This window comes from Thermosipho sp. 1074 (genome assembly GCF_001999655.1).
Taxonomy (GTDB): Bacteria; Thermotogota; Thermotogae; order Thermotogales; family Fervidobacteriaceae; genus Thermosipho; species Thermosipho affectus.
In genome coordinates, this window is record NZ_LBEX01000015.1 from 172,541 (window position 1) to 195,493 (window position 22,953).

A 22,953-nucleotide genomic window follows, 5' to 3' on the forward strand; every position below is an offset into this window, starting at 1 on the left:
AAGGGACCTCCTATGAGGTCCCTCTCTGGAGCAGGCGGTGGGACTCGAACCCACACCCTCCTCCTTACCAAGGAGGCGCTCCACCTCTTGAAGCTACGCCTGCAACCAGGAATATTTTAACAAATTAGGTTTTAGTTGTCAATATTTTCGTCTTCATCAAGGATTTCAAAGTCTCCTAAATCTTCCCACATCTTCGCAACTTCGTTAAATTCGTTTTCATCTTCGATTGTATCAAGAAAAATATTTCCTTCTTCATCCGTAGATTTTTTGAATATGTATAGTTCTCCAAAATCTGTTATTTCTTCCCCTTCAACGAATATTTCTTCACATACCCAATATTGATTATTTTCCCTTTCAAGTTCTCCTAACAATACAAAGTTGTGTTCTTTTCCTTCTTCGTCAAATAACGTAAAAGCCTCGAGGTGTTCATGTTCATGTTCATGATTATGATCGTGCATAACTTTCAACTCTCCCTTTATAAGATTAACTAAGACAAGTATACCATATTTGCCATTTTTGTATAGTACTTAAATTCCAAAGCCAAAGTTTACACTTATTCCAAAAGATGCATCGTCAAACGGAGAAAAAGTGTGTGAAATGGATTTTACATTTATATTTGTGTAGAATACGCGTAGATCTGTTTTGAAACCAAAGTTGTGAACGAATAATCCATTTGAATTTAAATAATCTAAAGAATAGTATGGTGTGAAAAATAGAAGATTTGTATATCCAAAAACTCCTATGTCCCAATTATCTTTTTTGCCTATTGTATATTTTCCTCTTGCACCTAATTTTAAGAAGAAAATAGAAGTTTTGTAATATGCGGTTATTTCAGGTGTTTTTGAAACTTCCATATAGTCTTCTTGGAAATTTGTAAGTGTTGCATTAGGACCGCTTACATCTGCTGTAATGTCTGTTGCTTGCGCACTATATGAAAAATCAAATCCTAAATTAAGTGTAGATTTGTACGTTGCAACAGATGGTTTAATTTGGATGTTGTTTATTGCAATTCCAAAACTATCTGTTGAAATTCCAAAAGAGAAAGCCATTCCAAAATTTTCTCCTTTTATTTCATAAGAATCGTTATCTAATAGGAAAGAAGAGTAAATATCTGCCTTTTCCGATAAGTGTAGATTAGCCATTGCAGGTGATGCAGAAGAAGTATAGGTAAATTCCAAATATTGGTTTTCACCAGAGTATAAAATTGGCAGGAATACACAAGGGGTAATGAAAAATTTACCCAAATTTAATACAACACCTGCATCGAAAAATACATTTGTGACTATAAATTTCTCTGATATGTTATACTCAGTACCTATTGTAATTGGATCTATTAAAAAGTCCTTTATTTGATCTGATATTTTTAAATCAATATTTCCATTAAGATAAATATATGGACTTATTGCAAAATTTCCGAGTTTTATTGTTCCAAAACCGGAGGCATTCAATATCGTATTTAAAGATAATTTGTTTATGTTATTTAAATTAATCGTACCAGTTTCAAGGAAATCATTTAAATCCTCTGCAGAAAATATGTCCTGGTTTAAGAGAAAATCTCCTGAAAAATTAACACCTAAGAAGAAAAATCCTTCATTTAATACTAACCCTTGGTTTGTGTAAAGCCCAAAGGGAGTTAATGGATTTGAAAATGAAATTAAACTTAATAAAAGTATAAATAAGACTATTTTCCTCATTATTATTCCCTCCCTTCAAAAGATACTTTAGTAGCAACAGTTAAATCAATGATTATATATGGGGATATATCGATAATTCCTTTTTTGTTTATTTGTATGTACTCATCTTTTGGAAGTAGTATGGAAATTGTAGATGGTTCCAGTAAATTAACGAAATCTTCGTGGGTAAAGGAGATAACAGGTGTACTTTCTCCTATTGTAATTTCTTTATTGAGTATTTTTAACTTTGCAGTCAATCCCGTTGTATTTTTCCATTGGTTAAATGTAAGTGTTGCTGTATCTAGAATATCAACTAAATCTCTAAGATCGGATATGTCAAAATTTTCCTCTAATATTGGTGTGTCTACTAATGGGGTACCGGATAATGGTAAATTCATTATTGCATCAAATCCAAAAACGGAGTTTTGGTTTAAAATACCATTATCTGTAGTAAGCGATGCAGATATAGTAATTGGTGAAGCATTTTTGATTAAATTACTTAAAATAGGACCTATATTAACCATTTCGCCAAGTTGCAATTTTACTAAATTTCCAGAGACTAGCAATGATACGGTAGCATCAATAGTTGTGTCAGTTGCTTTAAATTCAATGGGCATTGATATGTCTGATTCAAGGTTTTTAATAAGTTCTAATTCTTTATTTGTCGAGAAGTCTAAAAGAGTGGTTTCGGGTAGTACTTCTATTTCTTGATTTTTAATACTGAAATTATCCAGTTCAAATTTTGGTATACTTACGGAAATATCTATACCATAACTTTCATTTTTCTTTATGTTTGTGATTATGGGATTACCTGTTGCATCCACCGTTATAGAAATATTGTTAAGCGTTGAGAAATCAATTGTTTGGGTGGTATTGGAAATAGTTGTAGTACCGCTGTTTGAGATGTATATATCTTTATTTTCAAAGAAGTTAGATTGTATTTTTAGCATTAAGTCTGATACATTAGTTGCATTGTAATCAAATTGGATTAAAATCGTGGCATCAACGGTATTTAGATAATCTTTAAGCTGTTGTGGGATTTCATATGATATTTCTTTGTAAGCAGAAGTTAAAAGTGAATTTGAAATCTTTGCTTTTCTTATTTCAAAATCATCTGAGAGCGAAGTCTTAATGTTAATAACGTTGTTATCAACATTTCCTGAGATGTAATTTAAATTGAATGTTGCCGGCAAGCAAATATTTGAAAGGTCAATAGCAAGGGAATTATTAATACTTGTTATATTGTGGGTGCTAGTACCATCGGTTATCAAACCTGTTGCATCAACTGATGAAAGCCCCAAGAATTCTATATAAAGTGTTCCCGTGCCAATTTCACTTTCCAATATTTCGGATGGCAAAGAGATATATTGTTCAAGATTGACAGGGTAGTTGTATATACTCTCTATTGCGATGTTTGGAATCACGTTGTAGCTAATAGGTTGTGTTAAGTCAATATCTACGTTATTTCCATATAGTGTAAGTGTTGCATCAATGTTTAATGGAGTTTTTGCATCAATTATTTTTGTGTTATCAAATGTGAGAGGATTTCCTTGAGCAACTATGGTGGAACCAGATTTTACTACTATTTCTTTGTCTATATTTAAGTTGGTTGCGTCAAATGAAAAAGATGTATCTAAAGTTCCAGAAAGTTTTAACATCCACGAATTTTGATCATCAATGATGATTGGAGAGAGACTTGGATTAATATTTACGTTTTCAATATTTAATCCAGTACCTTTGTTTATTTTTACTGATAATAGTTTAGTGTTAATATTTACATTTCCAGAATTTGTGCCTGTGTATGTTGCAACTAGTGTTATTTTATCTCCGTTTCTAACTGTTAGATTTGATATAATGTCGTTATTTGTGTACTTTGTGCCATTTATTATAATTTCCAATTCTACTTTTGACGGATCTACTTCAGATGATGTTTTATTAATAGAAAGGATACTTTCATATATGTTTATAGAGCTAAATTTATCCGTAGAAAAAGAAATTTCTACTGTGGCGTTTGGATAAGCAGGGTCCACGTAGATTGATGTAGAAAACAGAGTAATGTCCCCTATATTTATTGAAGTGAGATTAAAATTGTCTGAAGAATCTTGTATTGTGGGAAGTTGAATTTCTTGTTGAGTATTTAGTGCTGCTATATTATCTATGGAAAAGGAAAAGCTAAGAGAAGTTGCAACATCGGATAAAGATTTTGTTATATTTTGACTTATTTCATCAATCATCTTTCCGGGAGAAAATTCGATAGATGTTGCATAAGTGAGTGTTATTGGGTTTTCCTTTGATATATAAAATCCTGTTTCATTAAGCTTGTCAAGTAGTGGATCTATTAATTTTGGAATAGAGAAGTTCATTGTGGTTATTGGAAATTCCACATGTTTTGTTAATTTAATAGATAGGGTGTTTGGTAATTTTTTGGGAACTATTCCGCACGACCAAAAAACAAATAATAAGGCTATAATGGCTATAAAAATTATCTTTTTCATGTATTTCACCTCCAAAAGGTTAAGTTTCAAATTTGGGTTTTACAAATTCATCCCAGTAAGCAACTATGAATATCAAAAGTGGTACTGCAAAAAATGTGCCTACTAATCCAAATATCTGGTTTACTATTATTATTGATATGATCATAAGTACAGGGTTTAGGTTTAAATGCATTTTCATAACGTTTACAAATATTACGAATAATCCCAAGTGTATAGCGATAACGAAGATATTTACTATGATAAATCCTTTTAATCCTAATGTTAAAGAAAATAGAAAAACGGGAATGTATTCAAAGAAAACTCCAACGATGGGTATCAAATTTGTTATTCCCGCCCAAAAAGAGAGAATAACTGCAGTGTCTTTGAAATAAAAACTTGATAATAGATAAAAAGCAACTGCTGTAATAACTGCGTTTATTATTACAACATCCACAAAACTAGACAAAGCACTGTATACTTTTTCAAAGAACTTTTCAATTTGTGGTCTTATTTTTTTGGGGAATAAATTTGGCAGTGATTTTTTTAGCCAAGAAGAATACAAAAGTGTGTAAATTGTTAAGAGAATAGAATAGAATATGGTTACAAAAAACGAAGGAGTACCTTTTGCAATGTTGTCAAGCAGATAATTTGTGAGATCATTTAATTTAGGTTGTAACCACTTCATCAAATTATTCACACCAGATAGCAATTCCGGATTTTTTTCAAGATAAGCTTTCCATGATTGATTTTCAAAGACATAATTGATAGTTGAGACGAAACTTCCAAATTGTTCAGTGGCAGCTGGGATTATTAATATTATACCATAAATTATCAAAAAAAAGTAAATAACAAGTCCTACAATTATAGCAGATTTTGTTTTTAACTTTAAAAACTTCAATAATTTTGTTATTAAATTTACAATTAAAACGGAAATTAACGTGAAAACAAAAACATTTAAAACTGTGTTGAATATTATACATATGATTAGAAAAAGTAGTGCATATGCACTTACATAAATTGCAGCTAAGTTTCTTTTATCCCTCATATAGGATTGGCCTCCTTGATATATTTGGTTCAAAATAACGTCTAATTTCATCTAGTTTTCTTGTTTTTCCCATTACCACCATTAATTTTATTTTTGCTTTTTGACCTATTGGATGTTCACTCATTATTGCACCTTTTTTTCTAAGATCAGCACCTCCACCGTGGTATGCGTATACTGGATATATTCTTCCTTTAAAACACCTAGAAGTAATAACCACTGGGATTCCTTCTTCTACAATTTCCTCTACAACATCTGCAACAGAGGGGGGAACATTTCCCCTTCCAAAGCCTTCTAGTACTATTCCTTTGTACCCTATTTCTTTTGCGTATTTTAGTAATTTTCCATCATCTCCTGTAAATGTTTTTATTAATGCGACTCTTTCTTCTATTTTATCGACTAATATCTTTTCTCTTGTGAGTGATTTTCTGAAAAAAATAACATTATCTTCATCAACAATTCCAAGTGGACCATATCCAGGTGAGTCAAAAGTTGCAACATTACTTGTATACGTTTTTGTTACTTCTCTTGCTGCGTGTATTTCATCGTTTAAACAAACCATTACGCCCATTTCGGAAGCCTGTGGAGATAGAACAGTTAATACTGATGAATAGACATTTCTTGGTCCATCAGTGCCCAGTTCTCCTATATTTCGCATAGCAGCTGTACAAACAACGGGTTTTTCACTTTTTAATGTAAGATCTAGTAAATATGAGGTTTCTTCTAGGGTGTCTGTGCCATGCGTTACAACTACACCAATAACGTTGTCATCTTTAAGTATTTCGTCTATTTTTTGTGATAAAGCCCACATATCTGAGGGTTTCATATGAGGACTTGGAATATTTGAAAATTCTATTAAATCTATTTTTATTCCAACTTTTTTAAGTAATGGTATCTCACTTATTAATAAATTCCCCTTTTCGTATGGAATTACCCCTTGATCTCCTTTTACCATAGCAATAGTACCACCAGTGGTAATTATTACGATTCTTTTCATAGATAATACCTCCTTTTTACTCTGTTTCCAACAATCATTCCAAAGATAAATCCCCCCGCATGTGCCCAATACGCTACTCCTGATCCAGTTATATTGGATATTGTTCCGTTTAGTATTTGTAATACGAACCATATGAAGAGGTATATTACAGCTGGAATTTCAACTAAAAATGGTATGAACCAGATAATTAATGTTACAATTCTTGAATACCAAAATTGTACAAAATAAGCCCCCATTACAGCAGAAATTGCACCAGAGGCACCTACTAATGGGTATGGGGAGAAAAAGTTAAACATCCAGTGAAAGAACAAAGCAAAAAGACCACCAAATATGTAGAAAAAAAGAAAATTAAAATGTCCCATTTTATCTTCTACGTTATCACCAAAGATCCACAAAAACCACATATTCCCCAATATGTGAGACCAACCACCATGAATAAACATATGTGAAAGAAAGGGAACAAGCGGATTGGAGTAAATAACGGGAAATATCTCTTTCCAAATTATGGAATATTTGTAATTGAACTTCCAGGTGTATCTGAGTGGAACTATACCGTAGTTGAAAAAAAATTCCTGGAGCTGAAAGTTATTTAGTGTTAATTCGTATATAAATATCAAAACATTGATGAAAATAATGGAATAAGTTATTATTGGCTTTTTTTTACTTGGTATAGTATCGTAAAGTGGAAACATACTCTCCCTCCTTATGGAATGCCATTTAACCTTATGTATAGAAGTTGCCAAATTTTTGCAAGGATAAAACTACAAAAAAGAAAAACTAAAAGTACAATTAAAGCTAAATTTCCCCTTTTCAAATTATCCCCCCTTAAGTATGCCAAAAAACTCGTGTGTAATTTGCGAAAAGGTATAAAGTGCTTGAGGGGATGGAAGATAATCTAAGAAATTATTTCTAAAATCTATTGGATAGTCGCATACAACTGGGATTATATTTTTTTTTGTGTATTTTTCAAACAACATTTTGGCCCTTTTCATATGAATATACGATGTTACAAGTATTATATTTTCTTCTTTTACAATTTTAGCCACATTTTTGGCATTTTCTTTTGTCGTTCTTGATTTGTTTTCAACTAAGATATCATTTTCTGGGACCCCCAATGTAATTAGAAATTTTTTCATAAGGTCTGCTTCTGTTGTTCCTTTACCTATAACCCCGCCTGTTAGTATTATTTTTTTGTGTAAATTTTTGTAAACTTCAAACCCCTTAAATAATCTTTTTTGTGTATGCGATCCCAATTCTACGTGGTTTGAGTAATTTGTTATTCCACCTCCTAAGATTACAATGGTTCCAGTTTTTGGAATGGGAACTTCTTTAACGTAGAAGAGCTTAGAAACAATATAATTAAAGGCTGAAGTTGAAATGATATAGAGAAATATTGAAAGAATAATAAAAAATCGCCACATTTGGCGTCTTTTAAAAAGAAAATATAAAGAAAAGAGCACAAAAAATAATATTAAAATTCCTGGAAATTGTACAAAACTGCCGATCATTTTATACAAATAAATCATCTTTTTCCTCCGAAAAAGAATTTTCTTTCTGCTATTTCATCCATATTTTTGTTTTCCTTTCGTTGCTGCTCCAATTTGTTTTTTAATTCAAATCTTTCTTTTAATTTTTCAAATGACATTTTTTCCTTCCTTTTTTCAAGGTATTCCATAAGGATTTTTTCTTCAATGCCTTTTAATTGTTCCAATTTTTGGTACAATGCTTTTAAATGTCTTTCTCCATTTTTTTTGATCTCTAGGATCATTTGAAGGTAGGTACCTTGAATTTTTTTTCCTAAAATTTCGTCATTTAATTGTGAAATATATTTTTTATTTTTCTCTATTTCTTCTTTTAAATTGTCAATATCTTTTCTTATCTTAAATAACTGTTGTTTTTTTAATTCCTCTTCTTTTTTTGCAATATCGAGGAGTTTTTGTAGTCTAAATTTCATAGTCTTCTAAGAAATTTGTAAGGATTTTTACGTATAACTCCAGTATTTTTCTGCTTTCGTCTGAAAAGTTTATTCCGGAAAAATTATCGATGGATATACTGCCAACAACTTTTCCCCCTATCTTAAAGACACCTAACAATGGTCTAAATTTTTCATCAAACATGCCATACTTTTTAAACGTTTCTGCTAGTGGGCTTGTTTTTACAAGGCTTTTTGCGTCATCTATTTCAAATACGGTATAGCCTTTTTCTATATTTTCTTCTATCTTTTGTCCATAAGCGGTTTTTTCAGGTGGAAATTCAAGCATTTCTGCATTTTCATATCCAACTTCCGCAACGCATTTGTACTTGTTGTCTTTGATCAGCCAAATTGTTCCTTTTTCCGCCTCTGGAATGATTTCTACTATATCTTTTAATACTTTTTTAAGAAATGAATTAATTTCGATTTTTTTCCATGAAACTACTGCATCGACCATCTTTTCAAGTGTAAAATAATATCTTTTCTTCTTTGATTCATTTTCGATTTTTTCCAGCACATTTTCGATTTTTGGTAAAACAAGAGGAACAATGTAGTTTACAAATTTAAAGTAATTTGGCAAGCTTCTAATTACTAACTTGTATTCAAATAAAGGAATGACTATGTATTTTTCACCACTTACGCTGAATTCTTTTATACCTTCTTTTTGCATAGCTTTAAGACAAACTTTTTCTGGAAGATAAGTTTTTAGTATTTCATTTCCTTTTAATAGGGCATAATCACCTATTTTAATTCTTTCGTATAGTTTTTCCGAAAATAATTCAATAAAAAAGTCTTTACTATCTAAATTTGATAGTAATAATTCCCTTATTATTTCCGATATTTTTAAGTTTGTAGCAAGTATTAAATCGTTAAAATATTTCTGTGTTTCATCAAATTCAATGCCTGCGACACCATAAGTACCATCGCCTAATCTAATGGGTATTACAGTTACCTTGAAGTATTTACCGTTGTATTCTTTTTCGTACTCCTGTTTTTTCTTGGTTTTCATAACAGATTCTTCAATTTTTAGAGTTAGTGAATCATTAAAGATTTTTTCGTCGGTTTTTCCAACCACTTTCCTATCGTCCAAACCATATGTTTTTTTCCATTCTCTGTTTATCCAAATATATTTGTGTTTGTTGTCTTTTATAAAAGCTGGGGATGGTAATCTTTCGAAAAATTGTTGTAGGTAAAATAGATGTCTCATACTACCTCCTCCATTCTCACAGGTACTACTGTTGAGATATCATCTGCTTTTGTAATTCCCACCATTATATCAGCCGCCTCCATAACAATTTTTTTATGAGTTATTATTATTATCTGTGCATTAGAATTTTTAAGCAGTAACTTAAATCTTTCTGCGTTAAATTCGTCAAGTGGTGCATCTGGCTCATCAAGGACGTAGAAAGCACTTGGTTGGGCTTGTAGTAATGACATAAGTAGTGCAAGACCTACAAGAGCTTTTTCCCCTCCAGACAAAAGTTGTAATTTTTGAGCGCGGCCATCTCCCTTTGAAATAACAATTTCTATACCGCTTTCCAGAACATTATCTTTATCAAGGAGTCTTATATCACCTTTTCCGCTAAAGAATAGTTCTTTAATGTAATTTTTAAAAGTTTTCTTTATGGTGTTGAAGGTATTCATAAATATTTGCGTTGCCTCTTTATCTGTTGTTTCTATTAATTCTATTATTTTTTTTCTTGCATCTTCCAAATCTTTTTTCTGTTTTTCAAGAGATTCAAGTTTTTTTGAAACTTCAATGTATTCTTCTTCTGCCTCAAAGTCTACAGGTCCGATGTATTTTAGTTTAGTCTCAATATCTTCCATTTCATTTTTTAAGGTTTCTAATTCTTCTTTTGAAATTTTCACACTTTTTTTGTACTTTTCATCTATGTTTTCTATTTTCATCTTTATCTTTTGAATTTCAAGTTCTGTTGAATGGATTGTTTCCCTTAGTTTTTCTATTTCGTTTCTTTCTTTTTCCATTGTGTCTTCCAAATTTTCAAGTTCTTTTAATTTGTCTTTTTTTCCACTTTTGTCTTTGCTCATGTTTTTAAAGAGTGTTTCCGTTTCTTCTTTTAATGTTTTTAATTCTTCATCTATTTCTTTAATTGATAGTTTTAGTTTTTCCATTTTTTCTTTAAAGGAATGTGTTTCGTTTAATATTGATGAAGTCTCTATTTCAATTTCATCTTTTCTTTTTAAAAGTCTTTTAAGTTCACCATCGTATTGTATTTTTCTCTCTCTTAGACCCATTAAATCAGATTGTAGTTCCATATACTTTTCATTGATTTCTTCGATTTTTTCTTTATCACTGTACATTTCTTTATTTGAGTTATCTATATCTACTTTTAATTGTTTAGTTACGTCTTTTGAATTTTCCATTTCTATACTTATTATTTTTAATCTTTCATTAATTCCAGTTAATCTTAAAGTGGAATCTTTAAGTAATTTTTCCAGATTTGTTATCTCTTTATTCAATTCATTTTGAGATTTTACCAGTTCTTGTAGCATTCGTTTTGCAGAAGAACTTTTGCTGTTTATTTCTAGAAACTCCGAATTAATCACTTCATTGTACTTGTTTAGTTCATTTATTTCTTCTTTTAAGTGGGAAATTTGTTTGCTTGTCTTTTCTTCTATTTTCAATATGTTGTCTAATTCTTCTTTTAAATCTTCAAGTAATTTTTTTCGTAGAAGTGGTGAAATATGTTCTGATTTCCCGCCGGTCATAGTTCCGGAATTGCTTATTAATTCACCATCTAAGGTTGCAATTCTGAAATCAAATTTTTTCTTTATTTCTACAGCCGTGTCTATGTTGTTAACGATTATATCGTTACCAAATAGAAAATTTAAGAGTTTTTCCTCTTTGTTGATTTTAAGTTTTACAATATTTTTTGCAAAATTTATAGCTTTTTTCGGCAGAGTAGTAGTTTTTGTATGTACTTTTATAAGGTCAAGTGGAATTATTGTAATTCTACCTATTTTTTCTTTTTTAGCAAATTGAAGAATTTTTTTTGCGACCTCGGAATCTTTGACCACTATGTGTTGTAATCTTCCCCCTAATAGTGCTTCGATTGCTTCAACGTATTTTTTGTCGACTTCTATAATATTTGCAACGACATCTATAATTCCGGGAAATTGATTTTTATTTTCAAATATTCGTTTTATAGCATGTGAATATCCTTGGTACTCTGAAAGTTGTCTTTTTATAATTAAAATTTCCGATTGTAATTCTTTTTTTCTTCTTATTAGTTTTTCTAGATTTTCCTTTAAAAGTTCCCTTTCTTGGGAAATGGATGTTCTTTTTTTTCTAATTTCATTTATTTCTTCTAGGAGTTGTTGAGTTTTTGAATCATATTTTTCGGCATTTTCAGTTAATTCTTGTATTTCAGCATCCAAATCTTTTTTTCTTTCGTATTTTATTTCAAGTTGCTCTTTTATCATGGAAATTCTCTCTTTTAATTCTTTTGAAGATGAAAGGAGTGATTTTTGTTCATTTTCCAATTTGTTGATATGTTTTTCCATCTCGTCGTATTCATTCTTTTTTTTCAGATATTCCATCTCTTTTGCCGAATATTTTGAAAGGAGTGAATTTCTTTCTTCTTCTATTTTTGAAAGTTTTTTCTCTTTTTCAGATATTTCACCTTTTAGAGAATCAAAAATAAGCGTAATTTCTTGCTCTCTGTCTTTAATTCTTTGTAATTCTTCCTTTAGTGAATCTATTTTTGACATTTTTTCCACATACGAGCTTTTTAAATCGTTTAGTCTATTTGTATAAGCATTTTTCAATTCAAGTAACTGATTTTGGCGGTTTTTTTGAGTTTCAAGCAATGATGTAAAATCTTCCATTTTTTTGTTTAAGTCATTGAATTCTTCTCTTAAAATATTCCATTTACTTTCAATTTCTGCGAGGTTTTTAATTTTTTCTTTTAACAAATCTTTGTATTTCACGTGCTGACTTGTTAAAGAATTTAGTTTGAGTTTTTCAAAGTAATAAATTCCACCAAAATACCTTTCTTTCAACTGTTCTAATTTTTGTGAGTATTCTCTGTATTTTTCTGCTTTTTTTACTTTTATATATAGTCCTTTTTTGTTTTTTTCTATTTCATATATGACGTCTTTTAGCCTTTCGATGTTTGCCTCAGTACCGGCAAGTTTGGAGAGCGCTTCTTTCTTTTTTTCTATGTATATGGTTGTTCCAGCGGCATCTTCAAATAATTTTTTAAGCTCATCAGGACTGGACATGGCTATTTTATCTATTTTGCCCTGACCTATTATGGATACCATGCCGTTTGCCCCAAACAAATTTGTAATGTCTTTAAGTCTTGCTTTCTCGCCGTTTATAAAATATGTATTTTCGCCTGATGTGTTTAGTTCTCTTGCTATCTTATATTCCACGTCGTTAAAATCAAAGGTTAGTTCAACATATGCGCTTTTGGATGCGGAATATTTTTTACTACCTTTAAATATAACATCAAATTTTTCTGAAGCCCGCAAGTTTTTCAAAGAATGTTCTCCTAAAACCCATTGGATAGCCTCAACAATATTTGATTTTCCAGAACCATTTGGTCCAACTATGGCCGTAATGCTTGGAGATATGGGAATTTTTGTAGGTTTCCCAAAGGATTTGAAACCTTTTAGAAAAATCTCCTTCAAAACAATGCTCAAACTTTGAGCCCTCCTATTTTTTTTCTGAATTTTTGAGAAACTTTAATAATATCACCAGCACCAGCAAAAATATACACGTTGTTTGGTTCAATTTCAATATTTAATATATCTTCTTTATTTTGTACAAAGGTTGCTCCAATCTCTTCTGCAATAACCTTTGCGCTTATTTTTTTATCGTGTTCAAATGCACTGTATACTTCTGTTATGTATGTCCTATCCGCTATAGAAAGTGCTTTTGCAAATTCTTTCCAGTCTCTTTTTAGGCGCGAAAATCTATGTGGTTGAAAAATTATGTTAATTTTTTTCCCTTTAAATACTTCTTTTGCCGTCAATATTAGACTTTTTATTTCAATAGGTGTATGTGAATAGTCATCCACGACAGTTATCTTTTCGTTGTTAAATGAAATTTGAAACCTTCTTCCAGGTAATACGAAATCTTTGAATGTGTCTAATACCGCATCTTTTTCATATCCCATTTCAAAACACAAAGCAATTACAGATAATGCGTTTAACGCATTGTGCACACCTGGAACGTTTAAAACGAATTTTTTGGTTTTGTGTGGAGTTGAGATCTCGATTTTTTGTCTAAACCCCATTTTTTCTATGGACAAAATTTTGTAATCTGCATTCTCAAGGCCAAATGTTTTTGCATTTCTAATTAAATTATTTTCAGAGTTTGATATACATATTTTAGCATTTTTACATGATTTTTCAAAACAGTTGTTATAATGTTGCAAATTTCTAAAATTTTCTATGTGATCATATCTTATATTGGTTATAATCAAGAAGTCCGGGCTATAATTTTCAAATCCAGGTTGACTTTCGTCCATCTCAAATACGGAAATATTTCCACCTTTCCTATAGTTTTTATATTCAAGCATAGGATGGGTAGAACCTAAAAATACTGTAGGGTTTTCCCCTAGTTTTAGAAGAACATGTGCCATCATTGAGGTAGTTGTGGTTTTTCCGTCTGTACCTGTTATACCTATCTTTTCATAGGGTTTTAATATTTTGATATGGTGTTCTAACCTTGAGAGTATGGGAATATTTTTTTCCCTCGCTTTATTAATTTCTGGATTTGTGTCTGGGACTGCAGGAGTTCTAACTATTAAGTCGGCATTATCTACATTTTCGGGAAGGTGTTTTTTAAAAACTCTTATTCCTACATTTTCCAGATATTTGGTTCTTTCTGTAGAATAGGGATCTGTTCCAGAAACATCATTTCCCAAAAGGTGTTCGTGTATTGCTTGGGCGCTCATACCAATTCCACCGATACCTAAAAAGTGAATTTTCATTTTAACACCTCTTTTACTATTTCTTTTGCAATAATTTTTGCAGGATTTTCAAGCTTTTTGAAGTTTCTTGTTTTGTTTGAAAGTACAATTAGTTTATTTATTACATCTTCTAAATCCAAATTTTTTTCCCTTATTACAAATCCCAAGTTATTTTTTTCAATTTCTTTTGCATTTTCTAATTGATGAGATTCAGTGGCACCTTCCCACGGAATAACAATTGATGGAACTTGAAAATACAAAAGTTCACTAATTGTTGTGGCACCCGCCCTTGTAATTGCACAATTTACCGCTTTGTAGTAATCTGCCATATTTTCTATATATTTTTTAATTTCTATGTTTTCCTCACTACAGTAAAGTTCTTTTCCTCCGGAAGATAGTATAAAGTGAAAATCTTTCATTTTTTTTGAAAGATCGCATGTGAGTTTATTTAAAAATTCACTTCCACCACTTCCGCCAACAACTAATATGGTTTTTTTATCGAGTCTGATCTTTTTATTTTCATTTATAAATATGGGGTTTCCACTTACGATGACTTTTCTTTTAAAATACTTTTTGGAACTTTTAAATGACACAAATACTTTATCTGCAACTTTTGAAAGTCTTAAATTTGTAAGTCCTGGTATTACGTTTTGCTCGTGTATGAATAATGGAATTCTCAATTTTTTTGCGATAATTCCAACGGGATAACTGACGTATCCACCTGTAACAAAAACTATATCTGGTTTGAAATCTTTTAGAGTTTTTTTTACTGTTTTTTGTGCATTTATTATTTTTAATATCCTTGATATATTTGCAAGAGAATAAATTGGTCTTACAAGGCCTTTTACATCCAACGATACAGTTTTATAAGTGTATTTTTTTAGTACTTTTTCCTCCAACTTCCCTTTAACGGTGAAGTACAATACGTCAATGGTTGTAATTTTTTGAAGTTCAGAGAGTACAGCAAGAGCTGGATAAAGGTGTCCTCCTGTTACCCCACCTGCTACTGCTATTCTAATCATTTTTCCACACCAAATTCTTTGGTATTCTTCCCTCAAGTGCATCTATTACATTTTCCGCAACCATTATAGCCATTTTTTCCCTTGTCTGGAATGTGGCAGAACCAATATGTGGTAAAAGTACAACGTTGTTGAGTTTTTCAAGCCCTTTTGTGATTTTTGGTTCGTTTTCATAAACATCGAAACCTGCACCTGCTATTTTCCCATCTTTTAATAGGTCATATAACACTTTTTCATCTACAATAGGGCCTCGTGCCGTATTAACTATTATTGCTGTAGGCTTTAGGAGTGAAAGTTTTTCACTATCAAGGAGATGATATGTTTCTTTGGTTAAAGGAGCATTTATAGATATAAAATCACTTTCTTTTAAAAGTGTTTCAAGATCCACGTATTTTGCGTTGTATTTATAATCATCTTCTACCTTTTTTCTGTTATGGTAAATCACATTCATTCCAAAGCCCAAAGCTCTTCTGGCAACGGCTTTTCCTATTCTTCCCATTCCTATTATTCCAAGTGTTTTTCCATATATTTCATATCCCAAGAAAAGATGTGGTTTCCAACCTTCAAATTTTCCTTCTCTTACAAATTTATCAGCTGGTATTATTTTTCTTGCAACTGCTAGTATTAAAGCCCATGCTATATCAGCTGTTGCCTCTGTCAATACATCAGGGGTATTTGTAACAAAGATACCTTTTTCTTTTGCGTATTCCACGTCAATATTGTTGTATCCAACTGCGTAATTTGCTATAATTTTTAGTTTTTTTCCTGCGTCTATAAATTCTCTATCTATTGGATCTCTTAGTTGCGTAATTACGGCGTCGGCATATTTTACCCTTTCTAGCATTTCTTCTTTTGTCAAAAAGTTTTTACCTTCGTAAACATCTACATGAAATTTTTCTTTTAATAGTTTAATTCCCTTTTCTGGAATTTTATAAGTTATGAAAACCTTCATTTTACGCACCTCCTGGTAAATTATATCATTATTTTCAAATTTTTGAATTTACAATTTCTGCTCTGTGATTTTAAATATTTATTTGATATAATACAATAAAGATTAAAATGATTGGAGGAAAATTGAAAATATGAAGAATAGGGAGTTTTTAAAGTCAAATTGGATGGCGATTAAAGATACGGATAGAGAGAAAGGAATTGAAAAGCCAGATGTGGAAAGAGATTGTGGAAATCTGATAGCACTTCCAAGCTTTAATATGGGGAGAAAACCTTTCTATCAGGTAGTCAAAGAAAGGCTAAGTATAAGAAAATATTCTAAAGAACCGTTAACTTTAGAGGAACTTTCTTTTTTACTTTGGGCAACTCAGGGAGTAAGAAAGTATATAGAGAAAAAGAAGGTAATTTTTAGAACAGTCCCATCGGCGGGTTCTACACATCCATTTGATACCTATCTTATTGTTTTTAACATCGATAAAGTTGAAAAAGGGATTTACAGATATTCCGGTTTAAATCATGGTTTGTGTGAGATAAAAAAAGGTAGCTTTGAGACTGATGTTATTGAAGCTACTTTGGGACAAAGATTTGTTGGAGAAAGTGCTGTGGTATTTGTTTGGGTGGCAGTACCATATAGAACAGAGTGGAAGTATAAAGAAGAATCGTATAAAACTATTGCCATTGATGCAGGGCATGTCTGTCAAAATCTTTACCTTGCCGCAACTGCTATAGATTGTGGAACCTGTGCAGTTGCTGCGTATGACCAAGATAAAATGGATAAATTGGTGGGTGTAGATGGAGAAGACGAGTTTGTAATTTATCTTGCGCCAGTTGGAAAAATATGAAGGGGGAATCGGAATGAAAAAGTTTGTGTTTGTTTTTTTGATAATTTCTTTACAGTTTTTTTCTCAAAGTTTGTATTTTGAACATGCAACAATTTATTATCCTGCAGGATATGACGAACTTGCTAAAAGAGTTGGTATGGAATTTGAAAATATTAGAAAATATGTGATAAATTTATTTAAAAATGATCCAGGCAGGGTAAATATATTTATTAAAACAAAGACTACAATCACAAATGGGTATGCTAACCCTGTCCAGAAAAATACAATTGTTATATATACTTGGCATCCAACGGGATATCTATACAATTATTTGCCATTTGATGATTGGTATAGGTATCTTTTGATTCACGAGTTCACGCATATAGTTACTTTAAAGTCTGATGAGGGTTATTTAAAAATTCTTTCCCAGTTGTCAATACCGTATTATCCAGATTTGGGGGTCTTTTCGGTTGAAGCTCCTACTGTTTTTTCTGAGTCTCAATTTTCAGAAAATTCTGGTAGATTGAGAAATCCTTTGGTGTCAGAAGCACTCTTTGATACTTTTAATGGTGAATTACCAGAAGATAAGATACCCAACGATTTTAGAGTTGGTCAGGTATTTTACAACGCAAATGGTGGTTTTTTTGAATATTTAAAGGAAAAATACGGCATGGATAAGGTTAACGCATATTTAAAAGATGCACTGAAAAGATCGTACACTTATCCTGAATTAATGCTTGGTTTTTCCATTCCATATGTTTTTCTTTTTAGGGTGCCAACCTTTTTGGAAGATTTGTTTAAAAAGCATTTTGGTAGTACATATGATGAGGAAGTTTCAAATTGGTTGTCAAATTATGTTTTAAGAAAAGGAAGTAAACAAATTTATATTGGCGAAAATGAAAGAATTTACAAGGTGGAAAGGGAAAAAGATAAACTTTATATTTTGAAAAGTAGTTTTGGAAGTGTCTCTGGATATCTAGGTTATCCTTTGAATAAAATAATAGTTCTTGCAGGCAAAAAAAAGGTAGAGGAATATAACGTATCTGCAGTGGATTTTAGGGTGGACAATGGGAAAATATACGCGCTTGTAAATAGTGATAAGATGGAAATTTGGAATGTAACAGATAATAAAAAGTTATTTGAAGGATTTATTTCCGCTTTTGATGTGGAAAATGGAAATATAATATACGCTGTCTACGATGATAAATACGATTCATCAAAAATTTTTGGTTTAGAAAAAGTTTTTGAGGTAAAAGGATTTGTAAGGAACTTAGTATATAACGGGAAAAATCTTTATTATCTTGTGGGAAATAAACTTTGGAAAGGTGATAAGTTGCTAGATGATTATTATCTAAAAGGGGCATTTTTAAAAAAACAAGGAGAAAAAGTCTATGTGATTATGAAACAAAAAGGCTATATGGATTTAGTCGATATAGATGAGAAAAAAAGGGTAACAAAAGGTTTATTTGCATTTGATGCTTTAGTGGAAGATGATGGAATAGTTTACGTAGGTTATTCCCAAGCGGGAATGAATATTTACAAAGAAGAAAAAGAAATTTTAAGAAGAGATGTGGTATTTAAAAAGGCAAGGAAAGAAAATATGTTTAAAGCAAAGTACAAAAAATCGAGTTTTTGGGAGGATAAACTCTATAGTATTACACCATCAGTTTTTGCACCTTTTGCGTTTACAACTTATTTTGTTCCCAATGATACGTTGGAAGGTTGGGGAGTTGGTGCCATTTTTGATTTTAAACCATCGGTAGATTCCGATTTGGTTTTTGTGCCATTTTATACGGATTTAAAATATACTTTGGAACTACAAAGATATGAATGGATATTTAAGGAATATGGTCTGGGGTTTGCATATAGTTTTGAAAATGATAGGGTGAATTTTGCTAATTTTGGAGTTATAAAGGAAAAAGAGCCAAATATCCTTGGGTATTCGTCTTTTAACTGGATTCCATTTGTAAGAAAGGTTTCGTATGATAAAACTTTTTATATACAAGCTTCAGTAGAGGCATATTATGATATTAATGGGGTATTTGTAAATCTGACTCCTAATATAGGGATAAATGCTGTCGATAAGAATTATGGAGGTTATTTTACCTTAAGTGCAACGAAAAATATTTCTTATTTTTTGATAGGTGGATACTTTTTGGATATTTTTAACCAAAAAACGTATAGTTATATAGATGTGAATTACGATTTAAATAACATAAGGTATAGTGTGATTTTAATTTCAAATATTTTTCCTTTTTACAAACAGTCCGGTATTGGTGTTGGGGCAATTGGAAAGAATGATATTCCAAGTTTTCTAGGTTATATTTATTTGGGAATGCCAGATAACAATATGCTGTATTTGCAAGGAGGTTTAAAATTTTCTGAAGGAAAATGGGGATTATTTATAGGATTTGGAATAAAACCACACATGATTACTTTTGCAAAAGATATTTTATAGGAGGTAAAAATATGAAAAAGTTTGTTTTAATTATGTTATTAATATCATTTTTTTCTTTTGCAGAAACATATACAGCAACTTTTCCTATTTCTAATTGGAGTCAGCAATATCCTGAAAAAGCTTGGGGTGCAATTTATGTAAAAAATATATCTACAAGGGTTGTTGAAGATAAAATAGTGGCAGTAAATGTCTACAAGATAAATGATATTTCTGCTGTGCCTGGATATGGTCCATTTACTCAAGTTTCACAAACATTTTCCGTTGATTTTAATAACGACGGATATGCGGATATAATTTCATTAACGTATGATGGATGGGTAGTTATTAAGAAAAATAAGATGAAGGAGACTGGTGAATTAAGTTTTGAAGATGAAAGATATTTTAGACTTTTGGTAAAAAATGGTGATGGAACGATGATTGTAGATGATTTTGATAATGATGGAAAGTTAGATTTATTTTCCTTCAACAGTTGGCAATATGCACAATATGTGGATGATGTTTTAAATAAAAATGAATCTACTTACAAGAAAATTTCAAAAGATAAGAATTTTGTAACAGAGTGGACGGTTTCTGCTATGGCGAGTTATGATTACAACGGAGATGGGTACAAGGACATATTTTACGTGGATTATAAGGGAAGATTTTGGGTATGGATAAATGATAATTCTAAAGGTAGAGAGAGGTTTTTTAACAAAAATAATATTATTAAACTTTTTCGTGATAAGGATTTGTCTTCAAATGGTGGTGGTGCCGTTTTAGATATAGGAGATTTGAACAACGATGGAATAATAGATTTAATAGCGGGACATACCGATAAAAAAGATATATACGTGTATTTTGGAAAAATTGTGAATAATCAATTAGAGTTTGATGTGGAAAATAAGTTTGTGATAACAAGAGATGGAAAATTGGGAGAACACGTAAAAGTTGATTCAAGGTATTCAAATTCAAAATCACCGGAAGATTTACCAAGTTTTGGACCTACAATAATTAAGATAACTGATGTGGATAGAGATGGATACAAAGATATCTTTGTAGGAACAGATGCGTGGAGGCAAAATAAAGATTTTGGGGGAAGTGTGTACTTGTTTAAAGGGTTTAACATTACTTCAGATAATAAACCGGAATTTGTGAGTTTGGAATTGGTACACGGTAGTTATAGTTGGGAGGATAATCCACCGTATGATTTTGATGCGGGTACAGTTGCAGATTTGGATAATGATGGTGTACCAGATTTTGTGGCGGCAGATGGTAATCATTCCGGTAATTTTTACAAGATAATCACACAGACGCAAAAAGAGTATGAAACAGATGAAGCTGGTTATATAATAAGTGATTATCTACCAAATCTTGTTGGAATTTTACCAAAAGATTTACCAAATAACTTTGTAAAGAGGATAAAAGTAACTATTAAGTTCGATTTGTCACTTGGAGATGGTACATTTGAAATTAGATATGTAAAAAGTGGAATAAAAGACCCACAGCTTATCGATCCAGAGAGTTATCCCTTAATGCCAGGGGCAAGCGGTAAAATAGTTGGAAGTTTTACAACAGAGATAGAATTTGACAAACCTGTACCTGATCCACAGATAATAATAATCACAAGACCTGCTGGACCATTTTCCGCACCTCATATTACTTATTTGGAATACGAAATTGAAACGCAACCATCACAGGTTATAATTAAGGGATTTAATTGGATAAAAGGGGATAAATAGTATGAAAAAAGGCTCTTTGCTAGTTGAAGCACTTGTAACGTTAATCATTATAACTTTTGCCTTTGGAATAGCATTTTTACCTTCGTGGAACCTTTTAAAGAAAACAAAGGAAAATTCAGAGCTTATAAAAATGTCTGAAATTTTATTGAACAAATGCGAAGAGTATACTTACTTTAGTGTTTCGAATATAGTAGCTGGTACATTCACCGAAGAGTATAATGGAGAAGTATATAAAATAACGATTTTAAAGAAGCATTTAGAAAGCAATTTCAACGTTTATTCAAATTATAGTGAAATTATTTATCCTATAATAACTGTTGTTACTATACGTGTAGAAAAAGATGGGAAGTATATTGAAGCACAGGTGGTGCCTCAACAATGGTGAGAAAAGGATTTAGTTTAATAGAAGTTTTGATTGTTATTACCATCATTTCAGTTTTGATGGGAATTGGATATGTGGGATTTGAGGTTGTATACAAAAATACGACGACAAATTCTAAGCTTTCTGGTATTACGCAAAATTTATTTTATTTGCTTGTAGATGCAAGAAGAGGTGCTGTTATTAAGAATAGAATTCATTGTATAAAGTTTGAAAATGGAAAATTTTCAAGCTTTGTTGATGAAGATTTGGATGGAATATCAGATGATGGTAAAAAATCTGAATTTTCTCTTGAAGATTCTATGGAAGTTTATCTAAATGGTAACAAAGTGGATAATTTCTTGATTTACACATACGATGGATTTTTTTTGAAAAATATAGGTGGATATTTAAATACAGATTATTCAAATTTGGAAATTGAGATAAAATTGGAAAGATCAAAGAAGATAATAATTGAGAATTCTTTACCAAAAATGGCGGAGTGATAATATGAGAAAAGGTTTTACCTTTGTTGAATTACTTGTGTCGCTAATTATACTCACATTAACTTTTCAAATAGTATTTTCGGTAGTTTTTAACATAATGGAATCGTACAAGATTTCAAAAGTAAATATGCAGAATTTATACGCTGAAAGTTATGTCTCACTTTTGTACGATATTTTGGAAAATGAACTAAAATATGCAGGAAGCGGTGGAGAACTTTTAAAAAATTTGTATAAACCTAGTTATGTTTTAGGGAATGTTTCTAGTTATATTCAAAAAGGAGAAAAATATTCGGAAATAACGGATCACATATGGCTTGCAAACTCTATAGATGTAAAAGAAGATACAAATAAACTGGAATTTTACGTAACTTATGTTGTAACATACAAGAATTTTTTCGTAAGAAATGCAGACGGTACGTATTCTCCGTTGTTTAAGGGGTATGTTGGAGATTTTAGGTGGGCGATAATAAAAAATAAATTATCGCCCTCTACAGAAGGTTATTTTACAAGATTTGTAAAGCTAGATGTTGAAAAAATATCGGGTCCAGATGAATTTCCTGGAATTGTGGGTCCTGAGGATACGTTTAAAATTGAAGAGATAAATCTTGCTGATCAAACGGAAAAGGTTATGCTAGGTGACGAGGATAAGTATATCTATCCGTTGTCTAGAAATACACTTACTTCTGTAGAATTTTCAAAGAATCTTTTTAGGCAAATTAAAGTTGTGTTTGAAAAAAACACTGGAAAAATCTATATAGAAAAATTTTTCCCTATACTTGATTTAACAAAAAAAGTTTACAGACAGGATATACTGGAAAATGTAAAGAGTTTTGAAGTGTATGCCTTGTATTACCCTAATGGAGAAAAAAGACTTTCTGAAATAAAAAATCAAAGTTTTGATTTAAGCTCTATATACGCATTAAAATTTTTGGTGACGTGGTCTTCTCCATGGAAATTTGGCAGCAAAAATTTTGAAATTACAAAAACAAGAGTGATTTTACTTATTCCAAATTTGTGAGGGGAAA

At 31.1% G+C, this 22,953-nt stretch carries 19 protein-coding genes and 1 tRNA gene; 6 read left to right on the top strand and 14 right to left on the bottom strand.

The window, feature by feature from the left end; all coding sequences use genetic code 11:
• Positions 1–26: 26 nt before the first annotated feature.
• From XO08_RS05035 to XO08_RS05100, 14 genes are all read right to left on the bottom strand, one after another.
• Positions 27–103, bottom strand: a tRNA-Thr gene (locus XO08_RS05035).
• A gap of 28 nt (positions 104–131) precedes the next feature.
• Positions 132–458 carry a DUF1292 domain-containing protein gene (locus XO08_RS05040; protein WP_075665941.1) on the bottom strand — a complete coding sequence of 109 codons (327 nt, stop codon included), beginning with the start codon at positions 456–458 and terminating at the stop codon, positions 132–134.
• 69 nt (positions 459–527) lie between these two features.
• A complete protein-coding gene (locus XO08_RS05045; protein WP_077287478.1) occupies positions 528–1,694 on the bottom strand; it encodes a hypothetical protein in 1,167 nt (388 codons plus the stop codon).
• 2 nt (positions 1,695–1,696) lie between these two features.
• Positions 1,697–4,168 carry a hypothetical protein gene (locus XO08_RS05050; protein ID WP_077287480.1) on the bottom strand — a complete coding sequence of 824 codons (2,472 nt, stop codon included), beginning with the start codon at positions 4,166–4,168 and terminating at the stop codon, positions 1,697–1,699.
• 19 nt (positions 4,169–4,187) lie between these two features.
• Positions 4,188–5,192: an AI-2E family transporter gene (locus tag XO08_RS05055; RefSeq protein ID WP_077287482.1), complete on the bottom strand. Its 1,005-nt coding sequence runs from the start codon at positions 5,190–5,192 to the stop codon at positions 4,188–4,190.
• Positions 5,182–6,186, bottom strand: coding sequence for an asparaginase (locus XO08_RS05060; protein WP_077287484.1), 1,005 nt, complete (start codon positions 6,184–6,186; stop codon positions 5,182–5,184). Before XO08_RS05060 ends, XO08_RS05055 begins: the two co-directional genes overlap by 11 nt.
• Complete coding sequence (locus tag XO08_RS05065; protein WP_077287486.1) at positions 6,183–6,878, bottom strand: rhomboid family intramembrane serine protease; 696 nt, start codon at positions 6,876–6,878, stop codon at positions 6,183–6,185. The genes XO08_RS05060 and XO08_RS05065 overlap by 4 nt, the downstream gene beginning before the upstream one ends.
• Before the next feature lie 123 nt (positions 6,879–7,001).
• Positions 7,002–7,712, bottom strand: a complete 711-nt coding sequence (locus tag XO08_RS05070) for a YdcF family protein (RefSeq protein ID WP_075665947.1) — start codon at positions 7,710–7,712, stop codon at positions 7,002–7,004.
• On the bottom strand, positions 7,709–8,140 hold the full coding sequence (fliJ, locus tag XO08_RS05075; RefSeq protein ID WP_075665948.1) for a flagellar export protein FliJ: 432 nt from the start codon (positions 8,138–8,140) through the stop codon (positions 7,709–7,711). Before fliJ ends, XO08_RS05070 begins: the two co-directional genes overlap by 4 nt.
• Positions 8,130–9,365: a PAS domain-containing protein gene (locus XO08_RS05080; protein ID WP_077287488.1), complete on the bottom strand. Its 1,236-nt coding sequence runs from the start codon at positions 9,363–9,365 to the stop codon at positions 8,130–8,132. The genes fliJ and XO08_RS05080 overlap by 11 nt, the downstream gene beginning before the upstream one ends.
• Complete coding sequence (gene smc / locus XO08_RS05085) at positions 9,362–12,826, bottom strand: chromosome segregation protein SMC (RefSeq protein ID WP_077287490.1); 3,465 nt, start codon at positions 12,824–12,826, stop codon at positions 9,362–9,364. Before smc ends, XO08_RS05080 begins: the two co-directional genes overlap by 4 nt.
• Entirely contained in the window at positions 12,823–14,121 is a 1,299-nt protein-coding gene (murC, locus tag XO08_RS05090; RefSeq protein WP_077287493.1) for a UDP-N-acetylmuramate--L-alanine ligase, read from the bottom strand. The genes smc and murC overlap by 4 nt, the downstream gene beginning before the upstream one ends.
• The gene (gene murG, locus XO08_RS05095) at positions 14,118–15,122 is read right to left on the bottom strand and encodes an undecaprenyldiphospho-muramoylpentapeptide beta-N-acetylglucosaminyltransferase (protein WP_077287495.1); all 1,005 of its coding nucleotides are present in this window, start codon (positions 15,120–15,122) and stop codon (positions 14,118–14,120) included. Before murG ends, murC begins: the two co-directional genes overlap by 4 nt.
• Positions 15,115–16,071, bottom strand: coding sequence for a D-glycerate dehydrogenase (locus tag XO08_RS05100; RefSeq protein WP_077287497.1), 957 nt, complete (start codon positions 16,069–16,071; stop codon positions 15,115–15,117). The genes murG and XO08_RS05100 overlap by 8 nt, the downstream gene beginning before the upstream one ends.
• Positions 16,072–16,201: 130 nt before the next feature.
• Between XO08_RS05100 and XO08_RS05105 the strand changes: the two genes are divergently transcribed.
• From XO08_RS05105 to XO08_RS05130, 6 genes are read left to right on the top strand one after another with little or no spacing between them, the layout of a single operon-like run.
• Entirely contained in the window at positions 16,202–16,909 is a 708-nt protein-coding gene (locus XO08_RS05105; protein ID WP_075665953.1) for a SagB/ThcOx family dehydrogenase, read from the top strand.
• A gap of 13 nt (positions 16,910–16,922) precedes the next feature.
• Positions 16,923–19,346 (top strand): hypothetical protein, encoded by a 2,424-nt coding sequence (locus XO08_RS05110; RefSeq protein ID WP_077287499.1) that lies wholly within the window; start codon positions 16,923–16,925, stop codon positions 19,344–19,346.
• Between the two features lie 11 nt (positions 19,347–19,357).
• Positions 19,358–21,064 (top strand): VCBS repeat-containing protein, encoded by a 1,707-nt coding sequence (locus tag XO08_RS05115; protein WP_077287601.1) that lies wholly within the window; start codon positions 19,358–19,360, stop codon positions 21,062–21,064.
• A 1-nt stretch (position 21,065) separates the two neighbouring features.
• A complete protein-coding gene (locus XO08_RS05120; RefSeq protein WP_077287501.1) occupies positions 21,066–21,449 on the top strand; it encodes a hypothetical protein in 384 nt (127 codons plus the stop codon).
• Complete coding sequence (locus tag XO08_RS05125; protein ID WP_077198307.1) at positions 21,443–21,928, top strand: prepilin-type N-terminal cleavage/methylation domain-containing protein; 486 nt, start codon at positions 21,443–21,445, stop codon at positions 21,926–21,928. Before XO08_RS05120 ends, XO08_RS05125 begins: the two co-directional genes overlap by 7 nt.
• Before the next feature lie 4 nt (positions 21,929–21,932).
• Positions 21,933–22,946 carry a type II secretion system protein gene (locus tag XO08_RS05130; protein WP_077198308.1) on the top strand — a complete coding sequence of 338 codons (1,014 nt, stop codon included), beginning with the start codon at positions 21,933–21,935 and terminating at the stop codon, positions 22,944–22,946.
• Positions 22,947–22,953 lie beyond the last annotated feature (7 nt).